This is a genomic window from Streptomyces sp. NPDC047049 (assembly GCF_040643995.1).
GTDB lineage: Bacteria > Actinomycetota > Actinomycetes > Streptomycetales > Streptomycetaceae > Streptomyces > Streptomyces mooreae.
Genome location: NZ_JBEYVM010000002.1, coordinates 144676 through 165425, shown reverse-complemented (window position 1 = coordinate 165425; position 20750 = coordinate 144676). Strand labels below are relative to the sequence as shown.

Sequence of the window (20750 nt, the reverse complement as noted above, 5' to 3'; positions counted from 1 at the left end):
AGCCCACGGCGCATGGCAAAGCAGCGGCCCCGACCCGGATGTCCGGGGGTCGGGGCCGCTGCTCGGCGCCGGGTGGCTGTCGCTGTGCCGGAAGGCCCCCACCGTTCCGGGCGGCTGTCAGCTCAAGGGGCGCGGTGGCTCATCCGCCGGTCCTCAAAGACCGTTGACGCGGGCCTCACGGGCCATGCCCAGCGGGCGTATGGACGAGGCGACGGCGCGTGCGCGGCGGCCGGCCCGTGCGCGGTAGCTGCGGACGTGCGCCATCAGGCGGCGGCTGCGCAGCGCCATTTCCAGCTCGAAGCGGGTGCGCGGATCGCGCAGCACCGGGCCGAAGAGCTTTTCGATCTGACGCAGACGGTAGCGGACCGTCTGGGGGTGTACATGCAGCAGTTTGGCCGCTTCGGGGGCACCGCCGCCCTCCAGCCATGCCAGCAGCGTGACTTCGAGCCGTTCGCTCTGCCGGGGCGTCAGCTCCTCCAGCGGGCCCAGCCAGCGGGAGGTCAGCGCGTCGGCCAGCGACTCGTCCTGGAGCAGCAGCAGCGCGGAGAGATGGTCGTCGACGAACGCGGGCCGCGACTCGGGGCCGACCCGGCCCGGGGCCAGCGTCAGCAGATAGCGGGCCCAACGCAGCGAGGACGCGGTGTCGGTGGCCGGTACGACGTGTCCGACCGCGGCCGGCCGGCCCTTGAGCGCCGCCTCCAGGCGGGCCCGGGTCTGGGTGGCCGGGTCGGGGACGAACAGACAGGTGTACCCGTCGACCGAGCCGATGAGCGCGTGTCCGAGCGCCGCGGCGAGCTGGGCGGCCTCGGCGGGTGTGGCGAGGACGACGGCCTGGAGGGTGTCGGGGATGGGCCAGCCCGCCGCGCGGGACAGCTCGGTCAACCCCTCCTCCGGCATCTCCCGTTGTCCGGCAAGAACGTCGAACAGGTCCTGGCGGGCCCGGGCCACCGGCATCGGAGTCACCACGGACGGCACGGCCCCAGGTTTACTCTCCGACTCTTTTTGGTACCCAAGAACTGTCAGCAAGGCCTGTTCAAGTGCCCATTGTGCCTCTTCTACGGGAGTATCCCCGAGAAGTGCGGACAATGCGGGAAATCCGCGTTGCAACTCCGCGACCAACTTGTCGGCGAGATCCGGAAGTTCATTTCTGACTACCCGGTTCCACTCACCTCGTGGACGCGACCAGATGCGGTTCAGGAGATCACACATCGCTACCTCGATCCTGGCGGGGATGCGGCTGTTACTGGGGATTGGCGCCCCCCGTGCGCCTGAGTCGGCATCATCCGGAGTCACCCCGCGGGACCGCGATGCCAGTGCAGGAATTTGTCACAGCGCGATAAACCTTACGAAAGCTTGAACGCCTTCGGAGATGCTTTTACACATCCGGATTACGGCCCTGCGTATCCGACCGGTCACAGAATGTTTAGTGTTACCGGGGGTCACCCGAACAAAAGCCCCGGGCAAATTACGCCCCCGGGAGATTTCATCGAAATTCGCATCCCGCACCCGCGCCCTGACACCGGGAGGTCCGATGTCCGCACCGCGCATGCAGAGCCGCCGCGCCGCGCACCGAGCCCGGCCCTCGCCGTTCGTGCCCCGCCCCCGGCGCCCCCCGAACGAACCCGGGCCGCCGGCCCGCCGACCGGCCGGCGGCTTCGCCGGAACCGCCGTGCTCCGCCCGGCGCTTCCGGCCGCACTGCTGCTCTTCCTCGCCGTCGTGCTGCACTCCGGCGCGATGGACGGCCTGCTGAACTTCCTCGACTTCGGCGCCGGGGTGCTCACGCTGGTCTCCCTGTCGGTCACCGTGCTGTGGGGCCTGGCCGCCACCGACCGGATGGTGCTCAACTCCGGCCACCGGCTGCTCGCCCAGGCCGTGCACCGCGGCACGGGCGTCGCCGGCCTCGGCTTCCTCGGCCTGCACATCTGGATCAAGGTCACCGAGGGCCACACCGATGCGATGGCCGCCGCGGTGCCCTTCACCGATGGCGCCCGCCCCGGCCTCATCGGCCTCGGCACCCTCGCCGCCTACGTGTTCATCGCCGTCGCGGTGACCGGCGCGGTGCGCGGCGCCTTCACCGGCATCACGGCCTCGCGGTGGTGGCGGGGGCTGCACATGAGCGCGTACGCCGCCTGGGGGCTGGCACTGGTGCACGGCCTCAGGGCGGGCCGGCCCGCGGCCGGTTACGCCCTCGTCGGCTATGCCATCTGCCTCGTCGCGGTGGCCGTACGACTCGCGCTGCGCATGCGCGACTCACGCAGGAACACAGGAGAACTCCCATGACCGCCCCCGCCCCCACCCGCCCGCTCCCGGCCGTTCCCGGCCCCGCGGAGCCCGTGCCGACCCTGGCGTCCTTCGGCCCGCCCCGCCTGCTGGCGGGGCTCGACGAGATGCCGCGCATGGGCCGGGTGGCGCATCTCGCCCGTCACGGCGGCCTGCCCCAGCTCAGCTCCACGGAGCTGGTGGCGCTCGCCGAGGACATCGACCTGCGCGGCCGGGGAGGTGCGGGCTTCCCCTTCGCCCGCAAGCTCACCGCCGTCATGGAGGGGATGCGCAAGGCCGACGGCAAGGGCGCGGTGGTCGTCAACGGCAGCGAGGGCGAGCCCAGTTGCCTCAAGGACACCGCGCTGCTGCTGCACGCCCCGCACCTGATGCTCGACGGCGCCCTGCTGGCCGCCGACGCGCTCGGTGCCCAGGAGGTCGCGATCGGCGTGACCCGCATGGACGTGCTGAACTCCGTGCAGAGCGCCATCGACGAACGCGGCCCGGTGCGGCCGACGTTACGGGTCACCCTGCTGACCGAACGGTTCGTCACCGGTGAGGGCTCCGCGATGACGAACGGTCTGGGCGGCGGCGCCGGCCTGCCCTCGGGCCGCAAGATCCGCTCCAGCGAGCGGGGGCTGAACGGTGTGCCGACACTGCTGTCGAACACCGAGACCTACGCCCAGCTCGCCGTCGCCGCCCGGCTCGGTGCGCTCGGCTACCGCACCACGGGCCTGCCCACGGAGCCCGGCACGCTGCTGCTGACGGTCGCCGGCAGCCGGGTGGTGGAGGTGCCCTACGGCGTCTCGCTGGCCCGGGTCCTGGCGCTGTGCGGCATGGACCAGGGGCAGGGCGTGCTGATCGGCGGCTACCACGGCACCTTCGTCTCGCCCACCGACGCGCTGACCGCGAACCTGTCGAAGGAGTCGCTGGCCGAGTACAACGCGGTGCTCGGGGCGGGAGCGGTGCTGCCGCTGCCCTACGACACCTGCCCGGCCGGCGAGACGGTACGCGTCGCGCAGTGGATGGGCGCCGAATCGGCCGGCCAGTGCGGCCCCTGCGTGCTGGGCCTGCCCGCGCTCGCCGAACAGCTCGACCGCGCCGTACGGGGCGGCGGCGCCGCCGCCCTGGAAGCCGTCCAGGCGCGGATGCGGGCGGTCGAGAAGCGCGGCGCCTGCAGCCATCCGGACGGTACCGCGCGCTTCGTCGCCTCGGCTCTCGCCGCCTTCCCCGAGGAGTTCGAGCGGCATGCGCAGGGGTTCGGATGCGGCCGCCCGGTGACCGGTGCCCTGCCGGTCACCGGGAACCGGCCGCTGCCGTCCACCGTCCCCCAGCCGGCGCCCGCCCCGTCCCGGGCGGCCGCGCCGCCGCAGGAACGGCTGCTGGTCGACTGGACGCTGTGCCGCGGCCACGGCCTGTGTGCGGATGTGGTGCCCGGCATCATCAAGCTGGGCCCGGACGGCTATCCGGAGAAGGCCAGCATGCCGCTGCCGGCCCGGATGCGGCGCCGGGCGCAGCTCGCGGTACGCCGCTGCCCGGCGCTCGCGCTGCGGGTGCAGGGCGGCAACTGAGGTGCGGGCGGGGGCGCGGGCCGGGGTGCCGGGCACGGCTTTTGGGCGTCAACGGCGGTGCCGGGCACGGTTTTCGGCCGTGGAGAAAATTCTTCGGCTCCGTTGAACGCCCGGCACCCCGTAGCGCGTATTCCCCCGGCGACGGCACCCCGCCGGGGCCCCGGGCCGCATCGGCGCCCGGGCCACCGTCCCAGCCCTCACCTCGGCAAGCGACACACTCACCAACCGACCAAGGAGACATCATGAGCACTCGACGTCGTGCGGGTCTCGCGGCCGCGGCGGTCGCCACCCTGGCCCTGACCGCCGCCTGCGGCAGCAGCACCGAACAGAGCGCCGGCACCGCCACCGCCGACAACGTCCAGCCCGCCGGGCAGGGCACCAACGACTACGGCTACGGGTCCTCCGGCGGCGCGGGCGGCGCAGGCGGCCAGGCCGGCGGCGACACCGGCGGCAAGGCCCCGCAGGCCGCCCCCAGCGCCGGAAAGCTGGCCCTGCACCAGGACACCGAGCTCGGCCCGGTCGTCACCGACGCCAAGGGCATGACCCTCTACCGCTTCGACAAGGACACCGCGGACCCGTCCAAGTCCAACTGCTCGGGCTCCTGCGCCACCACCTGGCCGGTGGTCCCCGCCGACGGCGCCACCGCCCCGGCCGGCATCGACAAGAGCAAGCTGGGCTCGGTCACCCGCGCCGACGGCACCAAGCAGCTCACCATCGGCGGCTGGCCCGCCTACCGCTACGCCAAGGACACCAAGCCGGGCGACACCAAGGGCCAGGGCGTGGGCGGCACCTGGAACGCGCTGGCCGCCGACGGCAAGAAGGCCGGCGCGCAGAAGCCCGGCGATGTCTCGGTGTTCGACCACCCGCAGCTCGGCTCGATCCTCGTCGACGGCATGGGCCGCACCCTCTACCGCTTCAACAAGGACAGCGCCTGGCCGATGAAGTTCGGCTGCAACGACGCCTGCCTGGACACCTGGAAGCCCGCCAAGCCGGCCGACCGCTCCAAGCTCAACGGCATCGCCCCCAAGCTCATCTCCACCGTCACCCGCCCCGACGGCACCCGCCAGCTGGCCGTCGACTGCTGGCCGGTCTACTGGTTCACCGGGGACAAGCAGCCCGGTGACATCAACGGCCAGGGCAAGATGGGCCTGTGGTTCGCGGTCTCCAAGGAGGGCAAGAAGATCACGACGACGCCGTAGGGCCGGCCGCCCCGTCCCGCGGCAGGGCACCGTCCCGGGGGAACTCGTCGTCCAGCGCCAGGACCTCGGCGTCCGGCCTGTCGTCCGCATCGCGCGGCCCCAGCCAGGTGACCCCGAGCGCCACCGCCACGTTCACGGCGAGCGCGACGATCCCCGCGTTCATCCCCCCGACCGGGTCGTGTCCCCCGAAGACCAGGACACAGACCAGAGCGAAGCCCGCCACCAGGCCGCTCACCGCGGCGCGAAGCGTCAGCCGCCGCCACACCAGCCCCAGCAGCAGCATCGGCACGAGCTGTGCCATGCCCTCGTACGAAATCAAGGACAGCCGGACGAGGGTGTCGGGGGCGGTGTAGGTCAGCAGCAGCGCCAGCGCCCCGGCCACCACCACGACCACCTGCGACCACCGCTTCTGCCGCCCGCCGTCCCCGGAAGCCTCCCCGGCCCCGCCGTCCGGATTCGCGCGCGCCCCCAGCACGCTCCTCCCCCACATCGTGCCGATGACCAGCATGAACACGGCCATCGGCACGATGGAGGAGAGCGCGGCGGCCACCCCGGTCAGCCCCACGGCCCAGGCCGGAAGGGAGTCCACCACCAGCTTGAACAGCGCGAGATTGGAGTCCGCGCCCACCAGCCCTGGCACCACGAACAGCGCCGCCATCCCGAGCAGCATCGGCACGAACAACAGGACGTTGTAGAAGGGGAGACAGAGCGCGTTACGGCGCAGCACCTCGGCGTTGCGGGCCCCCAGATAGCCCGCCACGGTCGTCGGGAAGATCACCACCGTGAGGGAGTTGACGACGGTGGTGGTGATGAACCAGACCGGACCCAGCCCGCCCGACGCATGGCCGGGAAAGGTCAGCCACTGCGGCTTCTCGGCGACGATCCGGTGCAGGAAGGGCCCGTAGCCGCCGAAGTAGTGCAGCGGCACATACACCGCGAGGAAGCCGAGGGTGCCGATGACGAGGACGTCCTTGAGCACCGACACCCAGGCACTGCCGCGCAGCCCACTGATCACGACGAAGCCCGTGGTGACGGCGAAGGCCAGGAAATAGGCCCAGTTGAGGCTGATGGCACCGTAGGAGATGGTCGAGACGACCACGCCCATGCCGGTGATCTGCAGCTGGATGTACGGCAGCAGGCAGACGGTGGCGAGAACGGCAACGGCGGCGCCGAGCCAGGGCGCCCGGTAGCGGTGCGCGACCATGTCGGTGATCCCGACCAGCCGGTGGCGGCGGGCGTAGGCCCACAGCATCGGGCCGACGACGTACCCGAGCGCATAGCCGCAGGACATATAGGCCAGGACGTAGAGCACCGGGGCGCCGAAGTTGTAGCCCCAGCCGGCCGCGCCGAGGTAGCTGAAGCTCGTATAGCTCTCGCCCGCCATCAGCACCCAGATGAAGACGGTCCCCAGGCTCCGGCCGCCCACCGACCACTCGGCAAGGCCCTCCCGTCGCCCGCCACCGCCCTTCCCCGGAAGCCCTTCGGGCTGCCCCTTACTTGAACTCCGCCCGCGCACCGCGAGCAGGCCGAGGGCGACGGTGAGCACCATGAAGCCGCCGAATATCGCGGTGGACACCGTGGCGTTCATCCCCGGCCCCGCTTGAGGTCGCCGCGCCGCGCCAGCCCCACCGACAGCGGGGTCGCCAGCGTCGCCACCAGCATCCAGAAGAACAGGAACGGCAGGCCGAGCACCGTCGGTGTCACCCGGTTCACCAGCGGCAGCACCGCCAGGAACAGCACATACGGCAGCAGCAGCCACAGCAGCGCCAGGCGCCGTCTCGAACCCGGGGATCGCCCTCCGGTGGTCTCGTTTCGCACGGGGGAAGAGCCTAGGCGACCCACGCCCGCCCTCACCGGGACTGTGTCGACCGCAACACGCCCCAGACCACCAGCCGGTAGGTGGAGGTGTACTGCGGCGTACAGGTCGTCAGGGTCAGATACGAGCCGGGGGCCGTGAAGCGGTAGGCGGGGTGCACGCCGCTGTACGGGACGGTGGCGAGGACCGTGCCGTCGGCGGGGGTGGTCCGCGGCAGGGTGCGCCGGACGACATAGGTGTAGCGGGCCCCGGCGGTGTCGAGGAGGACGGTGTCGCCGGGGCGCAGCCGGTCGAGACGGCGGAACGGCTCGCCGTGGGTGTTGCGGTGCCCGGCCAGTGCGACATTGCCGGCCTCACCGGGCTCGGCGCTGTGCGGATAGTGGCCGACGTAGCCCTTGTTGAGGACCGCGGCCTTGCCGACGCCCTGGGCGACCGGGGCGGTCAGGCCGATCCGCGGGATGCGCAGCACGGCGTACGCGGCGTTCCGCGGCGGAGGAGGGGTCCGTCCGGCGGTGCGGCGGGCGGGTGTCCGGGACGGCGGGCCGCCGCGCGTGGTCCGCGCCGCCGCCCCGTCGTCCGCACCGGGTGCCGCGGGCCCGGCCGGTGACGGCGGCCGGGCGTCCCACGTCCGCTCCAGCCGGTCCACCTGATCGTGCGCCGCGTCCTGCGCCTGACGGTTCGTCCACCACAGCTGGTGGACGACGAGCAGCAGCAGGACGGCGCCGAGCGTCACGGCCAGCTCCGCACCCGTCCACAGCACCCGCGCGGTACGGGAGCGACGGGTGCGCCGCCCCTGTACGACTACCGGTATCCGCTCCCGCACGCGGGCACCGTAAGCCCTGCGGGCCGAAGTCACCAGAGACGGCGCACGGCTTGTCCCCCGCGCCGGGGTCAGCCGCCGAAGGCCTGCGAGACGGCGTAGATGGCGAGGCCGGCCAGTGCGCCGACGACGGTGCCGTTGATCCGGATGAACTGCAGGTCACGGCCGATGTGCGCCTCGATCTTCTTCGAGGTGTGCTCGGCGTCCCAGCCGGCGACGGTGTCGGTGATCAGCGAGGTGATCTCGCGCTGATACGTCGTCACCACATAGACGGCCGCGTTCTCCAGCCAGCCGTCCACCTTGTCCTGCAGCCGCTTCTCACCGGCCAGCCGCCGGCCCAGGGACAGCAGCGCCGCCCGCACCCGCAGCCGCAGTTCGCTGCGCTCGTCCTCGGCCGCGGCGACGATCATGGTGCGCACCGAGCCCCAGGCCGAGGTGATCAGATCCTGCACCTCGCCGCGCCTCAGCACCTCGGACTTCAGCCGCTCGACCTTGGCCCGGGTGTCCGGGTCGGCCTGCAGATCGGCCGCGAAGTCCCGCAGGAAGCGGTCGATCGCCCCGCGCGCCGGATGCTCGGGCATGTCCCGCATCTCGGTGACGAAGCGCATCAGCTCCTTGTAGACCCGGTCGCCCACCTTGCGGTCGACGAACCGCGGGGTCCATCCGGGTGCGCCGCCGGAGACCGCGCTCATCACGAAATCGCCGTGCTCGACCAGCCAGTCGTGGAGGCGGGCGACGACCAGGTCCACCACCCGCCGGTGGCCGCCCTCGGCGACGATCTTCTCCAGCATCGCGCCGATCCCGGGCGCGATCTCGTACGCGTCGGCGCGGCGGGTGATCGCCTCGCCCACCACCGCCTGCACATCGGAGTCGCGCAGCACGGTCAGCGCGCCGCGCAGCGCGGTGGACAGCTCGGCGGTGACCCGGTCGGTGTTCTGCGGCTCGGCGAGCCAGCCGCCGACCCGGCGGCCGACGCCGACGGAGCGCAGCCGGCGGCGGACGACCTCGCCGGAGAGGAAGTTCTCGCCGACGAAATCACCCAGACTCTGACCCAGTTGGTCCTTTTTGGTAGGGATGATGGCGGTGTGCGGAATCGGCAGCCCCATCGGCCGCTTGAACAGCGCGGTGACCGCGAACCAGTCGGCCAGCGCACCGACCATCCCGGCCTCCGCGGCCGCGGCGACGAATCCGGTCCAGCCGCCCGCACCGGACGCCCCGGCCCATTTCGCCAGGACGTAGACCAAGGCGACGACCAGCAGCAGACCGGTGGCCGTCGCCTTCATCCGGCGCACGGCGCGCCGGCGCTCCTCGTCGGCGGCGCCGTACGCGAAGCCGCCGCCCGGTGCCCTCCGGCCCGCCGGCGCCGCTCCCGGCCCCGGCACCCGTTCCGCCCTCGGCGCCACCTCGGCATTTGTGCGTTCCATCCGCTCCACCGCTCCCACCGTGCCCCGCCATCCCTCCGGACCGCCCCGCTCCGCGCACCCGGCCGCCGGTCCAGCCATATATCCCACTGTGACCTACTCCCGGAACGCACCACGAGTTCCCCGCGTCCATGCCGGGGAGGCATCGAGCGGGGCGCCGGGCGGCACCCCGGAGGTCCGTGGGATCATGATGGATCGATCGGACCGCAACGGTGCCGCTGATCATCCGCTGCCCTTGCCCGCCCGGAGCGTGCTGCTCCGCTTTACCCAGGAGACCTCTCCCGCATGAAGAAAAGTGTGGGTTACTCCCTGCTCGCCGGTCTGGCGGCAGTGGTGGTGCTGATCTCGACCGCCATATTCGTCGGCTTCGGCGGCGACGGCGGCGGACTGGACGGTTCCTCGCACAAGCCCCGCGACCCTGCCGCACCGGCGGTCTCCGGGCAGTGGGTCGGGACCTGGTCGGCGGCCGCGGCGGCGGCCGAGCCCGGCACGCTCAATGGCTACGCGGGAATGTCGATACGCAACGTCGTGCACACCAGCGTCGGCGGGGCGGGCGCGCGCATCCAGCTGTCCAACCTGTACGGCACTCGTCCGCTGGTGGTGAGCCATGCCACCCTGGCGCTGGCCGCGGCCCCCAGCAACCCCACGGCCGCGAGCGGCACCATGCGGCGGCTGTCCTTCAACGGCAAGCCCGCGGTGACCATCCCGGCGGGCGGCGCGGTCACCAGCGACCCGACCCGGCTGAAGGTGCCCGGCGACGCCGACCTGCTGGTCACGACGTACTCCCCGTCCCCCTCGGGGCCCGCCACCTACCACCCGTACGCCCGGCAGACCTCCTACCTGGCGCGCGGTGACCGGGCCGAGGACGCCACCGGCGCGGCCTACACCGAGCAGAGCCCGTACTGGCGCTATCTGACCGGTGTGGACGTGTGGAGCACCCAGGCCCACGGGTCCGTCGTGGCGATCGGCGACTCGATCACCGACGGCATCACCTCCACCGCCGGCGCCAACCACCGCTGGACGGACTTCCTCGCGGCCAGGCTGCGCACCGAGCCCGGCGCACCCCGCTACGGCGTCCTCAACCAGGGCATCAGCGGCAACCGCCTGCTGGTCAACGGCTCCAGGTTCTCCCCGAACAACGGACCCAGCGTGCTGTCCCGCCTGCAACGCGACGCGCTGTCGCGGACCGGGGTGAAGGCGGTGATCGTCGAGATCGGGCTGAACGACCTGTTCAAGACGCCGCGCCAGCTCGACCCGCAGAAGATCGTGGCGGGGATGCGGGAGATCGTCCGGCAGGCGCACGCCCGCGGTCTGCGCGTCACCGGCAGCACCCTTACCCCGTTCGGGGGGCACCGCGGTTACTCCAACCTGCTGAATTCGGTGCGCGAACAGGTCAACCACATCATCCGCTCCGGCACCGTCTACGACGAGGTCGTCGACTTCGACAAGGCGCTGCGCGATCCGTCGGCGCCGGTGCGGCTGCGGCCCTCCTACGACTCCGGTGACCATCTCCACCCGAGCGACGAGGGTTTTAGGGCGATGGCGAACGCGGTGAACCTCGCCCACCTCAAGCTGGCCGCGCCCGCCGCGCTGTAACGCGAACGGCGCAGGGGCCGCCGCCTCAGCCCAACTCCTCGCGCGGGTGGCCGTCGAGGCGGCGCCGCTCCTCCTTGAGGCGGCGCCGCTCCTCCTTCAGCCGCTGCTTCTCGGCCCTCGGCAGCTTCCGCTCGACGCCGACGCCGCCCATCATCGCCAGGCCCTTGACGATCACGCGGGGCGCGCCGGGCTCGCCCGGCACCCCCTCCTCGCGCGCGTCGAAACCGCCCATGATGCCCACGCCGCGCACCTCGACCCCGACGCCCGGCGGCACCAGGATGTTCACCCCGCCCATGACCGCCCAGCAGGTGATGACGACCTCGGGGCCGGCGAAGTCCGCCTCACGCAGATCGATCTCGCCGCCGCCCATGAGGCAGGCCGCCGTGAAGCGGCGCCCGATCGTCCACCGGCCCTTGCGCTGGAACCCGCTCATGAGGGCCAGACCGACCGACGAGCCCTGCGTGCCGTCCACGATCCGCTCCGCCCACGGCGCGGGGGCCGCGCTCTCCTTGCGCAGCGAGAGCGGGGCCGGGGCCGCCGCGCCCGCCGGCAGATCGGCGGTGAGCACTTCCAACTCCCGGTAGGTGCGGGCCTGGTACGCCGCGTCCAGCCGCTCGTCGAACTCCTCCATCGCCAGCCGCCCTTCGGCGACGGCGTCGCGCAGGATCTCGGCGACCCGTTCGCGGTCGGCGTCGGAGGCGCGCAGCGCCGGGAGGTCTTCAGTCATACGGACACATTAGAGCGCCGGACCCCTGTTGCCCCCGCTCCGACCGGTTTCCGGTCGTTTTCCCCCGCTCGCGTACAGCTCGGCGATCAAGGTCTCGATGTCCGGTTCGCGCACCGACAGGTCCACCAGCGGATAGCGCGCGGCGACCGCGGCGACCAGCGGGGCCGCGCTCTGCGACGCCGGGAACGCCAGCCACTGCCGCGGCCCGTCCACCTTGACCGTACGGGCGCCCGGTACGCCCTCGATCGGGGGCAGTTGCCGCTCCAGGTCCACCACCAGCGTCCGCTCGCCACCGCCGGACGCCCGCAGCCCGTCGAGGCCGCCGTCGTAGACCAGCCGGCCGTGGTCGATGACCATCACCCGGCGGCACAGCTGCTCGATGTCGGTGAGGTCATGGGTGGTCAGCAGGACCGTGGTGCCCCGCTCGGCGTTCACCTCGCGCAGGAACCCGCGCACCTTCGCCTTGCTGACCACGTCGAGGCCGATGGTCGGCTCGTCGAGGTACAGCACCTCGGGGTCGTGCAGCAGCGCCGCCGCGAGATCGCCGCGCATCCGCTGCCCCAGCGACAGCTGCCGCACCGGTACGGGCAGCAGCGGGCCCAGGTCCAGCAGCTCGACACAGCGCGCCAGGTTGGCGCGGTAGACGGCGTCCGGGACCCGGTACATCCGCCGCACCAGCTCGTAGGAGTCCTTGAGCGGCAGGTCCCACCACAGGGTGGTGCGCTGCCCGAAGACCACCCCGATCCGGCGGGCGAGCCGGGTCCGCCCGCGGTCGTGGCCCGCGCGGAGACCGGACCCCGGGGACGGGTCGATGCCCGCGATCCGCAGCCGGCCGCCACTGGGCACCAGAATGCCCGTCAGCATCTTGATCGTGGTGGACTTCCCGGCCCCGTTCGGGCCGATGAAGCCGACCAGCTCCCCGCGCGGCACCCCGAAGGAGATGCCGTCCACGGCCCGGACCTCCTGCCGCACCCGCCGCAGCCGGCCCGCCTTGCGCCGCACCGAGAAGACCTTCTCCAGGCCCTCCACCTCGATCAGCGGCGCCGCCCCGGCGGTTTCGCTCACCACGCGTCCTCCTCTTCCCTCGACCCGTTCCCGTCCCCGCCCGGCCCGTCCCGCACGTGATGCCCCGTCAACTGCCCGTGCTCCGGTACGCCCGGAGCCCCAGCCGCCACGCCAGCCCGGCCCCCGTACACATCAGCGCCGCCACCACGGGCCCCAGGAAGTCCACCCAGCCCGGCAGCCCCAGCGGATCGGGCCGGCCCAGCAGCCGCAGCGCGGGCAGCCAGTTCACGAAGGCCAGCGGGACGAGGAAGGTGACCCCGCGCACCAGCTCCCTGGCGAACACCGTCGGCGGGTACTGCAGCATCGCGTTGCCGCCGTAGGTGAAGGAGTTCTGCACCTCGGCCGCGTCCTGCGCCCAGAACTGGAAGGCGGCGCCCGCCGTGAAGACCGCCGCGAAGATGGCCGTGCCGCACACCGCCATCAGCGGCACCATCAGCACCCGGCCCACCGTCCACTCCACCGGGAGATGCGGCAGCGACCAGCCGAGCACCAGCAGCGCCTGGGTGATCCGGCCCAGCCTGCGCAGCGCGAAACGGTCCGCCGCGACCTGCGCGAAGACCGGCGCGGGGCGCAGCAGCAGGACGTCGAGGGTGCCGTCCCGCACCCGCCGGCCCAGCCCTTCGATGCTGCCCAGCAGCAGGTCCGCCAGGCCCAGCGACACCCCGGATGTCCCGTACAGGAAGGCCACTTCGGGCAGCGAGAATCCGCCGAGCGCGTCGATCTGCGAGAACATCAGCATGATCGCGACGAAGTCCAGGGCGTTGGCCGCGAAGTTGCCGAACGCCATCATCAGGAACGACGCCCGGTAGGCCAGGGCGGAGCGCATCCACATCCGCACGATCAGCCGGTACGCCAGGAACCCCTGCGCAACCCGGCCCCCGCCGTCGCCCGCCTCCCTCCTAGCCACCGTGCACCACCACCTTGCGGGTCGCCGCCGACTGCACCAGCCGTCCCAGCGCCAGCAGCGCCACCGCCCACCCGGCCTGGAACAGCAGCCCCCGCAGCAGCGCACCGCCGCCGCGCGCGCCCACCAGCACATCGGCCGGCACCTGCAGGACCGCCGCCCAGGGCAGCAGCTGGGCCACCTCGCCCAGGGCGCCGGGGAAGACCCGCAGCGGCAGCACCATCCCCGAGAAGAACATGCAGGCCAGAGAGCTGATCAGGGCCAGCCCCGTGCCGTCGAGGAGCCAGAAGGAGGCCAGTGCGACGAGGTAGCGCAGCGTAAAACTGACCAGCACCCCGAGCAGCACCGACAGCAGGAAACAGCCCCAGGTCAGCGCATCGCCGGGCAGCGCGAGCGGAAAGGCGAGGGCGCCCACCGCCATCGGCGCCACCCCGCGGCCGATCAGCTGCAGTCCGGCCCGCCCCAGATCCGCGGCGAGCCACCACAGCTGCAGATCCGCGGGCCGGTAGAGGTCCACGGCGATGTCGCCGGTGCGGATCCGCTCCTGCAGCTCCTCCAGACCGCCGCCGCCCATCAGGCCCGTACAGGCCAGCAGCGCCTGCCCGGTCCAGACGAAGGCCAGCGCCTGTGCCTGGTCGTAGCCGCCCAGATGCGGCCGCTCGTGCCACAGCGCGAGGTAGGTGAAGGCGACGATGAAGCCGAAGACGGTATTGGTGAAGACGCCCGCCACGGTGGCGATGCGGTAGGTGGCGTACCGCCGGAAGCTGCCGGCTGCCACCGCGACGTACCACACGACGCTCTTCCCCCAGCCCCGTAGTCGTCGGACGGCCAAAACACCGGAGCCTAGAGGCCGTGCACGGCAACCCGCCATCGCATTATCACCGCTTCGGGTGAGCCGTGGGCGCCGTTCGGCCGGTCAGCTGGCGGACTCCGGTGCGTGCCGCCCCGCCGGGCCGGGGCACATGATGCGAGAGTTTCCCCACGGGCGGCAGTTGCTCCGGCGGCATCCCGCGCGCATCCCCCGACACGACACGACCGCCGCGGTACAACCTTCGGCGGCGGCCGAGGAGTCCATACCTACATGAGCGGACAACGCACAGGCTGGCGCCGTGTCCTTCCCACCTGGCGCGCGGTGCTGGGCACCGTGCTGCTGTTCCTGCTGCTCATCATCGGCGGGCTGGTCGCCGGCTATCTGCTCGTCGGGATCCCGCCGGCCAACAGCGCGGCGAAGGCCCAGAGCACCGTCTACCTCTACTCCGACGGCTCCGAGCTGGCCCGCGACGGCGAGATCAACCGGCAGAACGTCACCCTCGGCCAGGTCCCGAAGTCCGTCCAGCAGGCCGTACTCGCCGCCGAGGACCGCGATTTCTACTCCGAGTCCGCGGTCGACCCCGCCGCGATGCTCCGCGCCGCCTGGAACACCGTCACCGGCAAGGGCAAGCAGTCCGGCTCCACCATCACCCAGCAGTACGTGAAGAACTACTACCTCGGCCAGGAACAGACCCTCACCCGCAAGGCCAAGGAATTCTTCATCGCCATCAAGCTGGACCGCGAGGTGAGCAAGGACAGGATCCTGGAGGGCTACCTCAACTCCAGCTACTACGGCCGCAACGCCTACGGCATCCAGGCCGCCGCCCAGTCCTACTACGGCCGCAACGCGGAGCAGCTGACCACCGCTCAGGGCGCCTACCTCGCCACCCTCCTCAACGCCCCCAGCGCCTACGACATCACCGCCCACCCCGGCAACCGCGCCCGGGTGCTGGCGCGCTGGAACTACGTCCTGGACGGCATGGTCAAGCAGAAGTGGCTCACCCGGGCCGACCGGGCCGCGCTGGAGTTCCCCCTGCCCAGGCCCGCCAAGCCCTCCGCGGGGCTGTCCGGCCAGCGCGGCTACCTCGTCGAAGCGGTCAAGAACTACCTCACCGACAACAAGATCCTCGACGAGGACACCCTGCGGACCGGCGGCTACCGCATCACCACCACCATCAGCAGGAAACGCCAGAACGCCTTCGTCAAGGCGGTCAACACCCGGGTGATGGACCGCCTCGACGACTCCCGGAAGGTCGACCGCTACGTCCGGGCCGGCGGCGCCTCCATCGACCCCGCGAGCGGCCGGGTCGTCGCCCTCTACGGCGGCATCGACTACGCCAAGCAGTTCGTCAACGGCGCCACCCGCAGCGACTACCAGGTCGGCTCCACCTTCAAGCCGATCGTCTTCGCCTCCGCCGTACAGAACAACTCCACCACCCAGGACGGCGAGCGGATCACCCCCAACACCGTCTACGACGGCACCAACAAGCGGATGACGGTCAGTCACGGCACCCGCACCGGCTTCGCCCCCGCCAACGAGGACGACCGCTCCTACGGCCCGATCACCGTCAGCGAGGCCACCGACAAGTCCGTCAACGCCGTCTACGCGCAGATGGGCATCGACGTCGGCCCCGCCAAGGTCAAGGCCACCGCCGTCGACCTGGGCATCCCCGCCGGCACCCCCAGCCTCGCCTCGTCCCAGGGCGCGATCTCGCTGGGCACCGCCACCCCCAGCGTCCTGGACATGACCCAGGTCTACGCCACCCTCGCCCACCACGGCAGCCACCGGCCGTACACCCTGGTCGACAAGATCACCAAGAGTGAGCAGGAGGAGATCGAGCTGCCCGAGCGCGAGGAGATCACCGCCATCCCGCGCACCGCGGCCGACACCACCACATCGATCCTGCGCAGCGTCGTCGACGGCGGCACCGGCACCGCGGCCCAGGGCGCCGGACGGCCCGCCGCGGGCAAGACGGGCACCGCGGAGGACGACAAAGCGGCGTGGTTCGCCGGCTACACCCCCGATCTCGCCACCGTCGTCGCGGTGCTCGGCCAGAACCCGGAGAGCGCCGCCCAGGAACCCCTCTACGGCGCCGGAGGGCTGGCGCGGGTCAACGGCGGCGACTACCCCGCCCAGATCTGGGCCGACTACACCGCTGCCGCGCTGAACGGGCGCCCGGTCCGCGATTTCGACCTGCAACTGGAGGAGGGCGCACAGCCGCAGTCGCCCTCGCCGTACGGCAGCGACTCGGCCTCCCCCGACGTCTCGGACTCGCCGTCCGAGGATCCGACCGGATCCACCCTTCCCACCCCGCCCACCGGCGCCCCCACCCGGCCGACCGGCGCCCCGCCCACCCCCACCGCGCCGGCCGAACCCACGCCGACCGCGCAGCCCACTCACGACACCCCGACGTACGAGCCCCAGAGCGACGACCTGGAGCAGCGGCTGCGGTGGCGGTGGCGGTGGGGCGAGGGCGGGTAACGGCGGCAGCGGGTGGCGGCAGGGGCGGCCAGCAGCCACAGCGGGGCAGGGGCGGCAACGGGCAGGGGCCGCAGCGGACAGGGGCGGCAACGGGCAGGGGCCGCAGCGGACAGGGGCGGCGCCCCGAGCGGAGGCGTACGCCCCCCTCAATGCCCCGAGGTCGCCTTGAGCCCGACCACCGCCACCAGCAGCAGGCAGATGAAGAAGATCCGGGCCGCCGTGACCGGTTCGCCGAGCGTCGTCATGCCGACCACCGCCGCACCGGCCGCACCGATGCCGACCCACACGCCGTAGGCGGTACCGATCGGCAGGCTCCGGGCCGCGTACGAGAGCAGGACCATGCTGGTGACGATGCCCGCGCCGGTGAACACACTGGGCCACAGCCGGGTGAAGCCGTCCGTGAACTTCATCCCGACCGACCAGCCGACCTCCAGCAGTCCGGCGATCATGAGCAGGATCCAGGCCATGACGGGCACCTCCGCGACAAGAGCTTCACCAGGGGTGCGTCGTCTTGTCATGACCCGGTACGGCGCGTCTCGTCGGGTGCGTCCCGAGGCTAGCAAAGGGCAGCGGAACGGGCGGTGACCCCGGTCACCGCCCGTGAGGAGCGGAGGGGACTGCGGCCCCTGCGTGGTGACGGGCCGCCGACCTGGCTACAGGTACAGCCCGGTCGCGTCCTCCGCGCCCTCCAGCCGCTCCGCGGCCACCGCATGCAGATCGCGCTCGCGCATCAGCACATACGCCACCCCGCGCACCTCGACCTCGGCCCGGTCCTCCGGGTCGTACAGCACCCGGTCCCCCACCTCGACGGTCCGCACGTTCTGCCCGACCGCCACCACCTCGGCCCAGGCCAGGCGGCGGCCGACCGCAGCGGTCGCGGGAATAACGATGCCCCCCGACGAGCGGCGCTCGCCCTCGGGGATGTCCGTCCGGACCAGCACACGGTCGTGCAGCATCCGGATCGGCAGCTTGTCGTGGGTGTCCTTGGTGTTATTCGGGCTCACGGCATGACCGTACCTGCCCGGCGGCACCCGGCACGCACCGCGGCCGCCCCGGGGGACAAGCGCTCAGCGGCGGCGCCGGGCGCGCAGCGTCAGCAGACCGACCAGGGCCACGCCGACCATCGCCACCGGAACGATCCGCTCCAGTCGCGGCGCCCCGTCCTCCGACACCAGTTGGGCCCGCACGTCCGAGACCGCACGATTGGCGGCCACATACGCCCGCCCCGCCGTACGGTCCACGGCGGCCGCCGCCCTCGCCTTGGCATCGTCCATGATCGTCTTCGGGTGCAGCCGCACACCGATCTCGTCGAGCGTGACGGCGAGCTCCTGCCGCCTGCGGACGATGTCCGCCTCGATCTGCGCCGGGGTCCTGGCTTCCGCCACCGCGCTGCCTCCGTCGTCTCGCGCCGATGCGTACGGGGGCCGGGCACGAGGCCCCGTACGGAACCGGCCCTACAGCTGACTGCCGATTCGTGATGGACAGTCTGTCAGCTCACACCCCCCTGCGCCCCACAGCACCCCCGTTTCGCCCCCCTGAGGTGCCCCGGGACGCCCCGGGCGACCCTCCGCGCCCCGGCTGGCTAATGTCGGGGGCGTACGGACCCACGCTTCGGGGCCCCTGCGGACCCACACCAAGGAGAGTCATGAGCGAGCGACTGCAGCCGGGCGACACCGCCCCCGCCTTCACCCTGCCCGACGCGGACGGCAAGCAGGTCTCGCTCGCCGACCACCGGGGCCGCAAGGTCATCGTCTACTTCTACCCGGCCGCCCTGACCCCCGGCTGCACCAAGCAGGCCTGCGACTTCACCGACAACCTCGGCTTCCTCGCCGGCCACGGCTACGACGTCATCGGCATCTCCCCCGACAAGCCCGAGAAGCTGGCCGCGTTCCGCGAGAAGGAAGAGCTCAAGGTCACCCTCCTCGGCGACCCCGACAAGACGGTCCTGGAGGCCTACGGCGCCTTCGGCGAGAAGAAGCTCTACGGCAAGACCGTCACCGGCGTCATCCGCTCCACCGTCATCCTCGACGAGGAGGGCACGGTCGAGCGCGCCCTCTACAACGTCAAGGCCACCGGCCATGTCGCCAAGATCATCAAGGACCTGGGGCTGTAGCCGAGGCGAGGGCGGCACCCCGCGTCGGGGTGACCCGGGGCAGGAGCCGTTGCCGGTTCCGGCAGGTGAAACACCGGTTCCCGACGCCGGCTCCGGATGGTCCGGCAGTTCCGGCACGGCCCCGGCACGGCACCCGCGTCAGGGTGACCCGGGGCAGGAGCCGTTGTCGGTTCCCGCGAGTGCACCACGGGTTCCCGACGCCGTGGCCGTATGGTCCGGCAGTTCGAGCACGGCTTCGGCGCCGCCGTCCGCGGCGGCGCCGAAGTCCAGCCGCGCCCCCAGCACCTCCGCCTGCCCGGCCGCGATCGTCAGCCCCAGACCGTGCCCGGTCCCCCGCTCCGGCGCCGCCGTACGGAACCGCCGCGGCCCCTCCGCACACAGCTCCGCCGGATAGCCCGGACCGTGATCGCGCACCACGATCCGCGACCCCGCCACCACCACCTCGATCGGCGGCTCGCCGTGCTTGGCCGCGTTCGCCAGCAGGTTCACCAGCACCCGCTCCACCCGCCGCCGGTCCGTCTCCACGATCCGCGGCTCCCCCTCCACGGACACCGACACCTCGTCCACCCCGCGCTGGCGCGCCGCCCGCCGCACGATCCCGCGCACCAGCGACGGCAGCTCACAGGCGTCCAGATCCGCCCGCTCCACCCCCGCATCCAGCCGCGAGACCTCCAGCAGGTCCTCCACCAGCCGCCGCATCGCCTGCGCCCGGTCCCGCACCAGCTCCACCGCCCGCGGCTGCGGCAACAGCTCGGCGGCCGCGACCAGACCGGCCACCGGCGTCCGCAGCTCATGCGCCACATCCGCGGTGAACTCGCGCTCCGCCTGCGCCTGAGCCGCCAGCGACATCGCCATGTGATGCACGCTCCGGCCCAACTCGGCCACCTCGTCACGGCCGTTGCTCGCCAGCGCCTCCGCGTCCGGCGCCTCCCCCGCCGCGATCCGCCGCGCCGCCGCGGCGCTCAGCCGCAGCCGCCGCGACAGCCGCTGCGCGACGAACCACGACACCACCGCCATCAGCACGACCGTGCCGCACCCCGCGATCAACAGCGCACGGTCCAGCGCCAGTTGCGACGGATCGTCGTGCGGGTAGGAAGCGGACACCGAGAGCGTCCGCGTCGGAGCACCCTCGCCGGAGCCCCCGACCCCGGTCGCCGCCCACACCCGGGGATCCTCACCGCCGCTGATGTACGTCCCCGACCGGTTCTTGAACACCGCGTCCCGCAACGGCGACGGCAGGGTCGCATCGTCCACCTGCGCCCCCAGCGCCCGCGTGCCGTCCCGCTCGTAGATCTGCAGCGCCGAACTCAGCCGGTCGTCCTGATACGCCCGCGCCGCCCGCTCCCGCTCGGCGTCCGCTATGTGGTGCACCGCGAAACCGAGCACCACCACGGCCAGCGCCGTCATTCCCGAAATGGCCAGGGCGATCCGGCCTCGAATGCCCATCACGCGAGGTTGTACATCTCCGTCGTGTCACCGAGCGGCGTCGAGCCCTCGTACCGCACCTCGAGACCGGTGAACACCAGCCCCCCGTCGACCGCCTTCGGGGCGAACAGCCGGAAGGTCGCCGGGAAACCGGCATCCGCACCGCCCCCCGTGGTCTTCTCCACCTGCACCACACCAGCGCCGAACGCCTCACGGGCACCGTAGTACTTCCACGAGATCCCCGTCGCCACCGTCCCCGCGTCCCGGCAGGCCAGCGTGATGACATGCGGCTTGGACACCGGCGTGCCGAAACCGCAGTCCCGCACCCCCGGCAGGCCGGAGGGCGGCTTGCCGTCCTCCTTCACGTCCTGCACCGCCGCCGTCTTCGGCGCGGCGTCCACCGCCGTCGCACGGTCCGACGCCCGGCCGAACCACACCCCGCCGGCCACCAGCACCGTCACCGCGGCACAGGCCGCCAGCGCGGTACGCGCCCGAAGCCGGCGAGACCTCTCGCGGTCGGTCATCACGTTCTCCTCCCGGG

General features: G+C 72.3%; 20 protein-coding genes and 1 riboswitch. Of the genes, 6 read left to right on the top strand and 14 right to left on the bottom strand.

Features of this window, described 5'->3' with window-relative positions; all coding sequences use genetic code 11:
* Positions 1 to 153 precede the first annotated feature (153 nt).
* On the bottom strand, positions 154 to 966 hold the full coding sequence (locus tag ABZ851_RS04870; RefSeq protein ID WP_361122212.1) for a helix-turn-helix domain-containing protein: 813 nt from the start codon (positions 964 to 966) through the stop codon (positions 154 to 156).
* Between the two features lie 565 nt (positions 967 to 1531).
* On the opposite strand from ABZ851_RS04870, the gene ABZ851_RS04865 reads away from it, so the two are divergent.
* From ABZ851_RS04865 to ABZ851_RS04855, 3 genes are all read left to right on the top strand, one after another.
* A complete protein-coding gene (locus ABZ851_RS04865; protein WP_361122209.1) occupies positions 1532 to 2281 on the top strand; it encodes a hypothetical protein in 750 nt (249 codons plus the stop codon).
* Positions 2278 to 3831 (top strand): NADH-ubiquinone oxidoreductase-F iron-sulfur binding region domain-containing protein, encoded by a 1554-nt coding sequence (locus tag ABZ851_RS04860; protein ID WP_361122207.1) that lies wholly within the window; start codon positions 2278 to 2280, stop codon positions 3829 to 3831. Before ABZ851_RS04865 ends, ABZ851_RS04860 begins: the two co-directional genes overlap by 4 nt.
* A 242-nt stretch (positions 3832 to 4073) precedes the next feature.
* The gene (locus ABZ851_RS04855; RefSeq protein ID WP_361122204.1) at positions 4074 to 5030 is read left to right on the top strand and encodes an SCO0930 family lipoprotein; all 957 of its coding nucleotides are present in this window, start codon (positions 4074 to 4076) and stop codon (positions 5028 to 5030) included.
* On the opposite strand, the gene ABZ851_RS04850 is transcribed toward ABZ851_RS04855, so the two are convergent.
* The 4 genes from ABZ851_RS04850 to ABZ851_RS04835 all read right to left on the bottom strand — a co-directional run bounded on the left by ABZ851_RS04850 (position 5014) and on the right by ABZ851_RS04835 (position 9090).
* On the bottom strand, positions 5014 to 6618 hold the full coding sequence (locus ABZ851_RS04850; RefSeq protein WP_361122201.1) for a sodium:solute symporter family protein: 1605 nt from the start codon (positions 6616 to 6618) through the stop codon (positions 5014 to 5016). The two genes, ABZ851_RS04855 and ABZ851_RS04850, sit on opposite strands and share 17 nt — an antisense overlap.
* Complete coding sequence (locus ABZ851_RS04845; protein ID WP_088797829.1) at positions 6615 to 6848, bottom strand: DUF3311 domain-containing protein; 234 nt, start codon at positions 6846 to 6848, stop codon at positions 6615 to 6617. Before ABZ851_RS04845 ends, ABZ851_RS04850 begins: the two co-directional genes overlap by 4 nt.
* Positions 6849 to 6880: 32 nt before the next feature.
* The gene (locus ABZ851_RS04840) at positions 6881 to 7669 is read right to left on the bottom strand and encodes a class E sortase (protein WP_361122198.1); all 789 of its coding nucleotides are present in this window, start codon (positions 7667 to 7669) and stop codon (positions 6881 to 6883) included.
* A gap of 68 nt (positions 7670 to 7737) precedes the next feature.
* Positions 7738 to 9090: a DUF445 domain-containing protein gene (locus tag ABZ851_RS04835; protein WP_361122195.1), complete on the bottom strand. Its 1353-nt coding sequence runs from the start codon at positions 9088 to 9090 to the stop codon at positions 7738 to 7740.
* A gap of 282 nt (positions 9091 to 9372) precedes the next feature.
* On the opposite strand from ABZ851_RS04835, the gene ABZ851_RS04830 reads away from it, so the two are divergent.
* A complete protein-coding gene (locus ABZ851_RS04830; protein ID WP_361122192.1) occupies positions 9373 to 10683 on the top strand; it encodes an SGNH/GDSL hydrolase family protein in 1311 nt (436 codons plus the stop codon).
* Positions 10684 to 10708: 25 nt separating this feature from the next.
* Here ABZ851_RS04830 and ABZ851_RS04825 read toward each other — a convergent pair whose 3' ends face one another.
* The 4 genes from ABZ851_RS04825 to ABZ851_RS04810 form a co-directional block, all read right to left on the bottom strand.
* The gene (locus ABZ851_RS04825; protein WP_361122189.1) at positions 10709 to 11410 is read right to left on the bottom strand and encodes a DUF1707 domain-containing protein; all 702 of its coding nucleotides are present in this window, start codon (positions 11408 to 11410) and stop codon (positions 10709 to 10711) included.
* A gap of 9 nt (positions 11411 to 11419) precedes the next feature.
* On the bottom strand, positions 11420 to 12478 hold the full coding sequence (locus tag ABZ851_RS04820) for an ATP-binding cassette domain-containing protein (protein ID WP_361122186.1): 1059 nt from the start codon (positions 12476 to 12478) through the stop codon (positions 11420 to 11422).
* Positions 12479 to 12542: 64 nt separating this feature from the next.
* Positions 12543 to 13307: an ABC transporter permease gene (locus tag ABZ851_RS04815; protein WP_361123713.1), complete on the bottom strand. Its 765-nt coding sequence runs from the start codon at positions 13305 to 13307 to the stop codon at positions 12543 to 12545.
* 67 nt (positions 13308 to 13374) lie between these two features.
* Entirely contained in the window at positions 13375 to 14172 is a 798-nt protein-coding gene (locus tag ABZ851_RS04810) for an ABC-2 family transporter protein (protein ID WP_361123710.1), read from the bottom strand.
* A 288-nt stretch (positions 14173 to 14460) separates the two neighbouring features.
* Between ABZ851_RS04810 and ABZ851_RS04805 the strand changes: the two genes are divergently transcribed.
* Positions 14461 to 16671, top strand: a complete 2211-nt coding sequence (locus ABZ851_RS04805; RefSeq protein ID WP_361122183.1) for a transglycosylase domain-containing protein — start codon at positions 14461 to 14463, stop codon at positions 16669 to 16671.
* A 146-nt stretch (positions 16672 to 16817) separates the two neighbouring features.
* Here ABZ851_RS04805 and ABZ851_RS04800 read toward each other — a convergent pair whose 3' ends face one another.
* The 3 genes from ABZ851_RS04800 to ABZ851_RS04790 form a co-directional block, all read right to left on the bottom strand.
* Positions 16818 to 17138: a multidrug efflux SMR transporter gene (locus ABZ851_RS04800; RefSeq protein WP_361122180.1), complete on the bottom strand. Its 321-nt coding sequence runs from the start codon at positions 17136 to 17138 to the stop codon at positions 16818 to 16820.
* Positions 17139 to 17171: 33 nt separating this feature from the next.
* A riboswitch (guanidine-III (ykkC-III) riboswitch) is annotated at positions 17172 to 17244 on the bottom strand.
* Positions 17245 to 17324: 80 nt separating this feature from the next.
* Positions 17325 to 17627 (bottom strand): co-chaperone GroES, encoded by a 303-nt coding sequence (locus ABZ851_RS04795; RefSeq protein WP_048828920.1) that lies wholly within the window; start codon positions 17625 to 17627, stop codon positions 17325 to 17327.
* Between the two features lie 111 nt (positions 17628 to 17738).
* The gene (locus ABZ851_RS04790; RefSeq protein WP_088797836.1) at positions 17739 to 18056 is read right to left on the bottom strand and encodes a DUF3618 domain-containing protein; all 318 of its coding nucleotides are present in this window, start codon (positions 18054 to 18056) and stop codon (positions 17739 to 17741) included.
* 260 nt (positions 18057 to 18316) lie between these two features.
* Here ABZ851_RS04790 and bcp point away from each other — a divergent pair, with 260 nt between their 5' ends.
* Entirely contained in the window at positions 18317 to 18784 is a 468-nt protein-coding gene (bcp, locus tag ABZ851_RS04785; RefSeq protein ID WP_361122177.1) for a thioredoxin-dependent thiol peroxidase, read from the top strand.
* A 138-nt stretch (positions 18785 to 18922) separates the two neighbouring features.
* Here the strand turns inward: bcp and ABZ851_RS04780 are convergent, their stop codons facing one another.
* Together ABZ851_RS04780 and ABZ851_RS04775 are read right to left on the bottom strand one after the other, a co-directional pair.
* Complete coding sequence (locus ABZ851_RS04780) at positions 18923 to 20230, bottom strand: HAMP domain-containing sensor histidine kinase (RefSeq protein ID WP_336053718.1); 1308 nt, start codon at positions 20228 to 20230, stop codon at positions 18923 to 18925.
* Positions 20230 to 20733, bottom strand: a complete 504-nt coding sequence (locus ABZ851_RS04775) for a hypothetical protein (protein WP_361122173.1) — start codon at positions 20731 to 20733, stop codon at positions 20230 to 20232. The genes ABZ851_RS04780 and ABZ851_RS04775 overlap by 1 nt, the downstream gene beginning before the upstream one ends.
* Positions 20734 to 20750 lie beyond the last annotated feature (17 nt).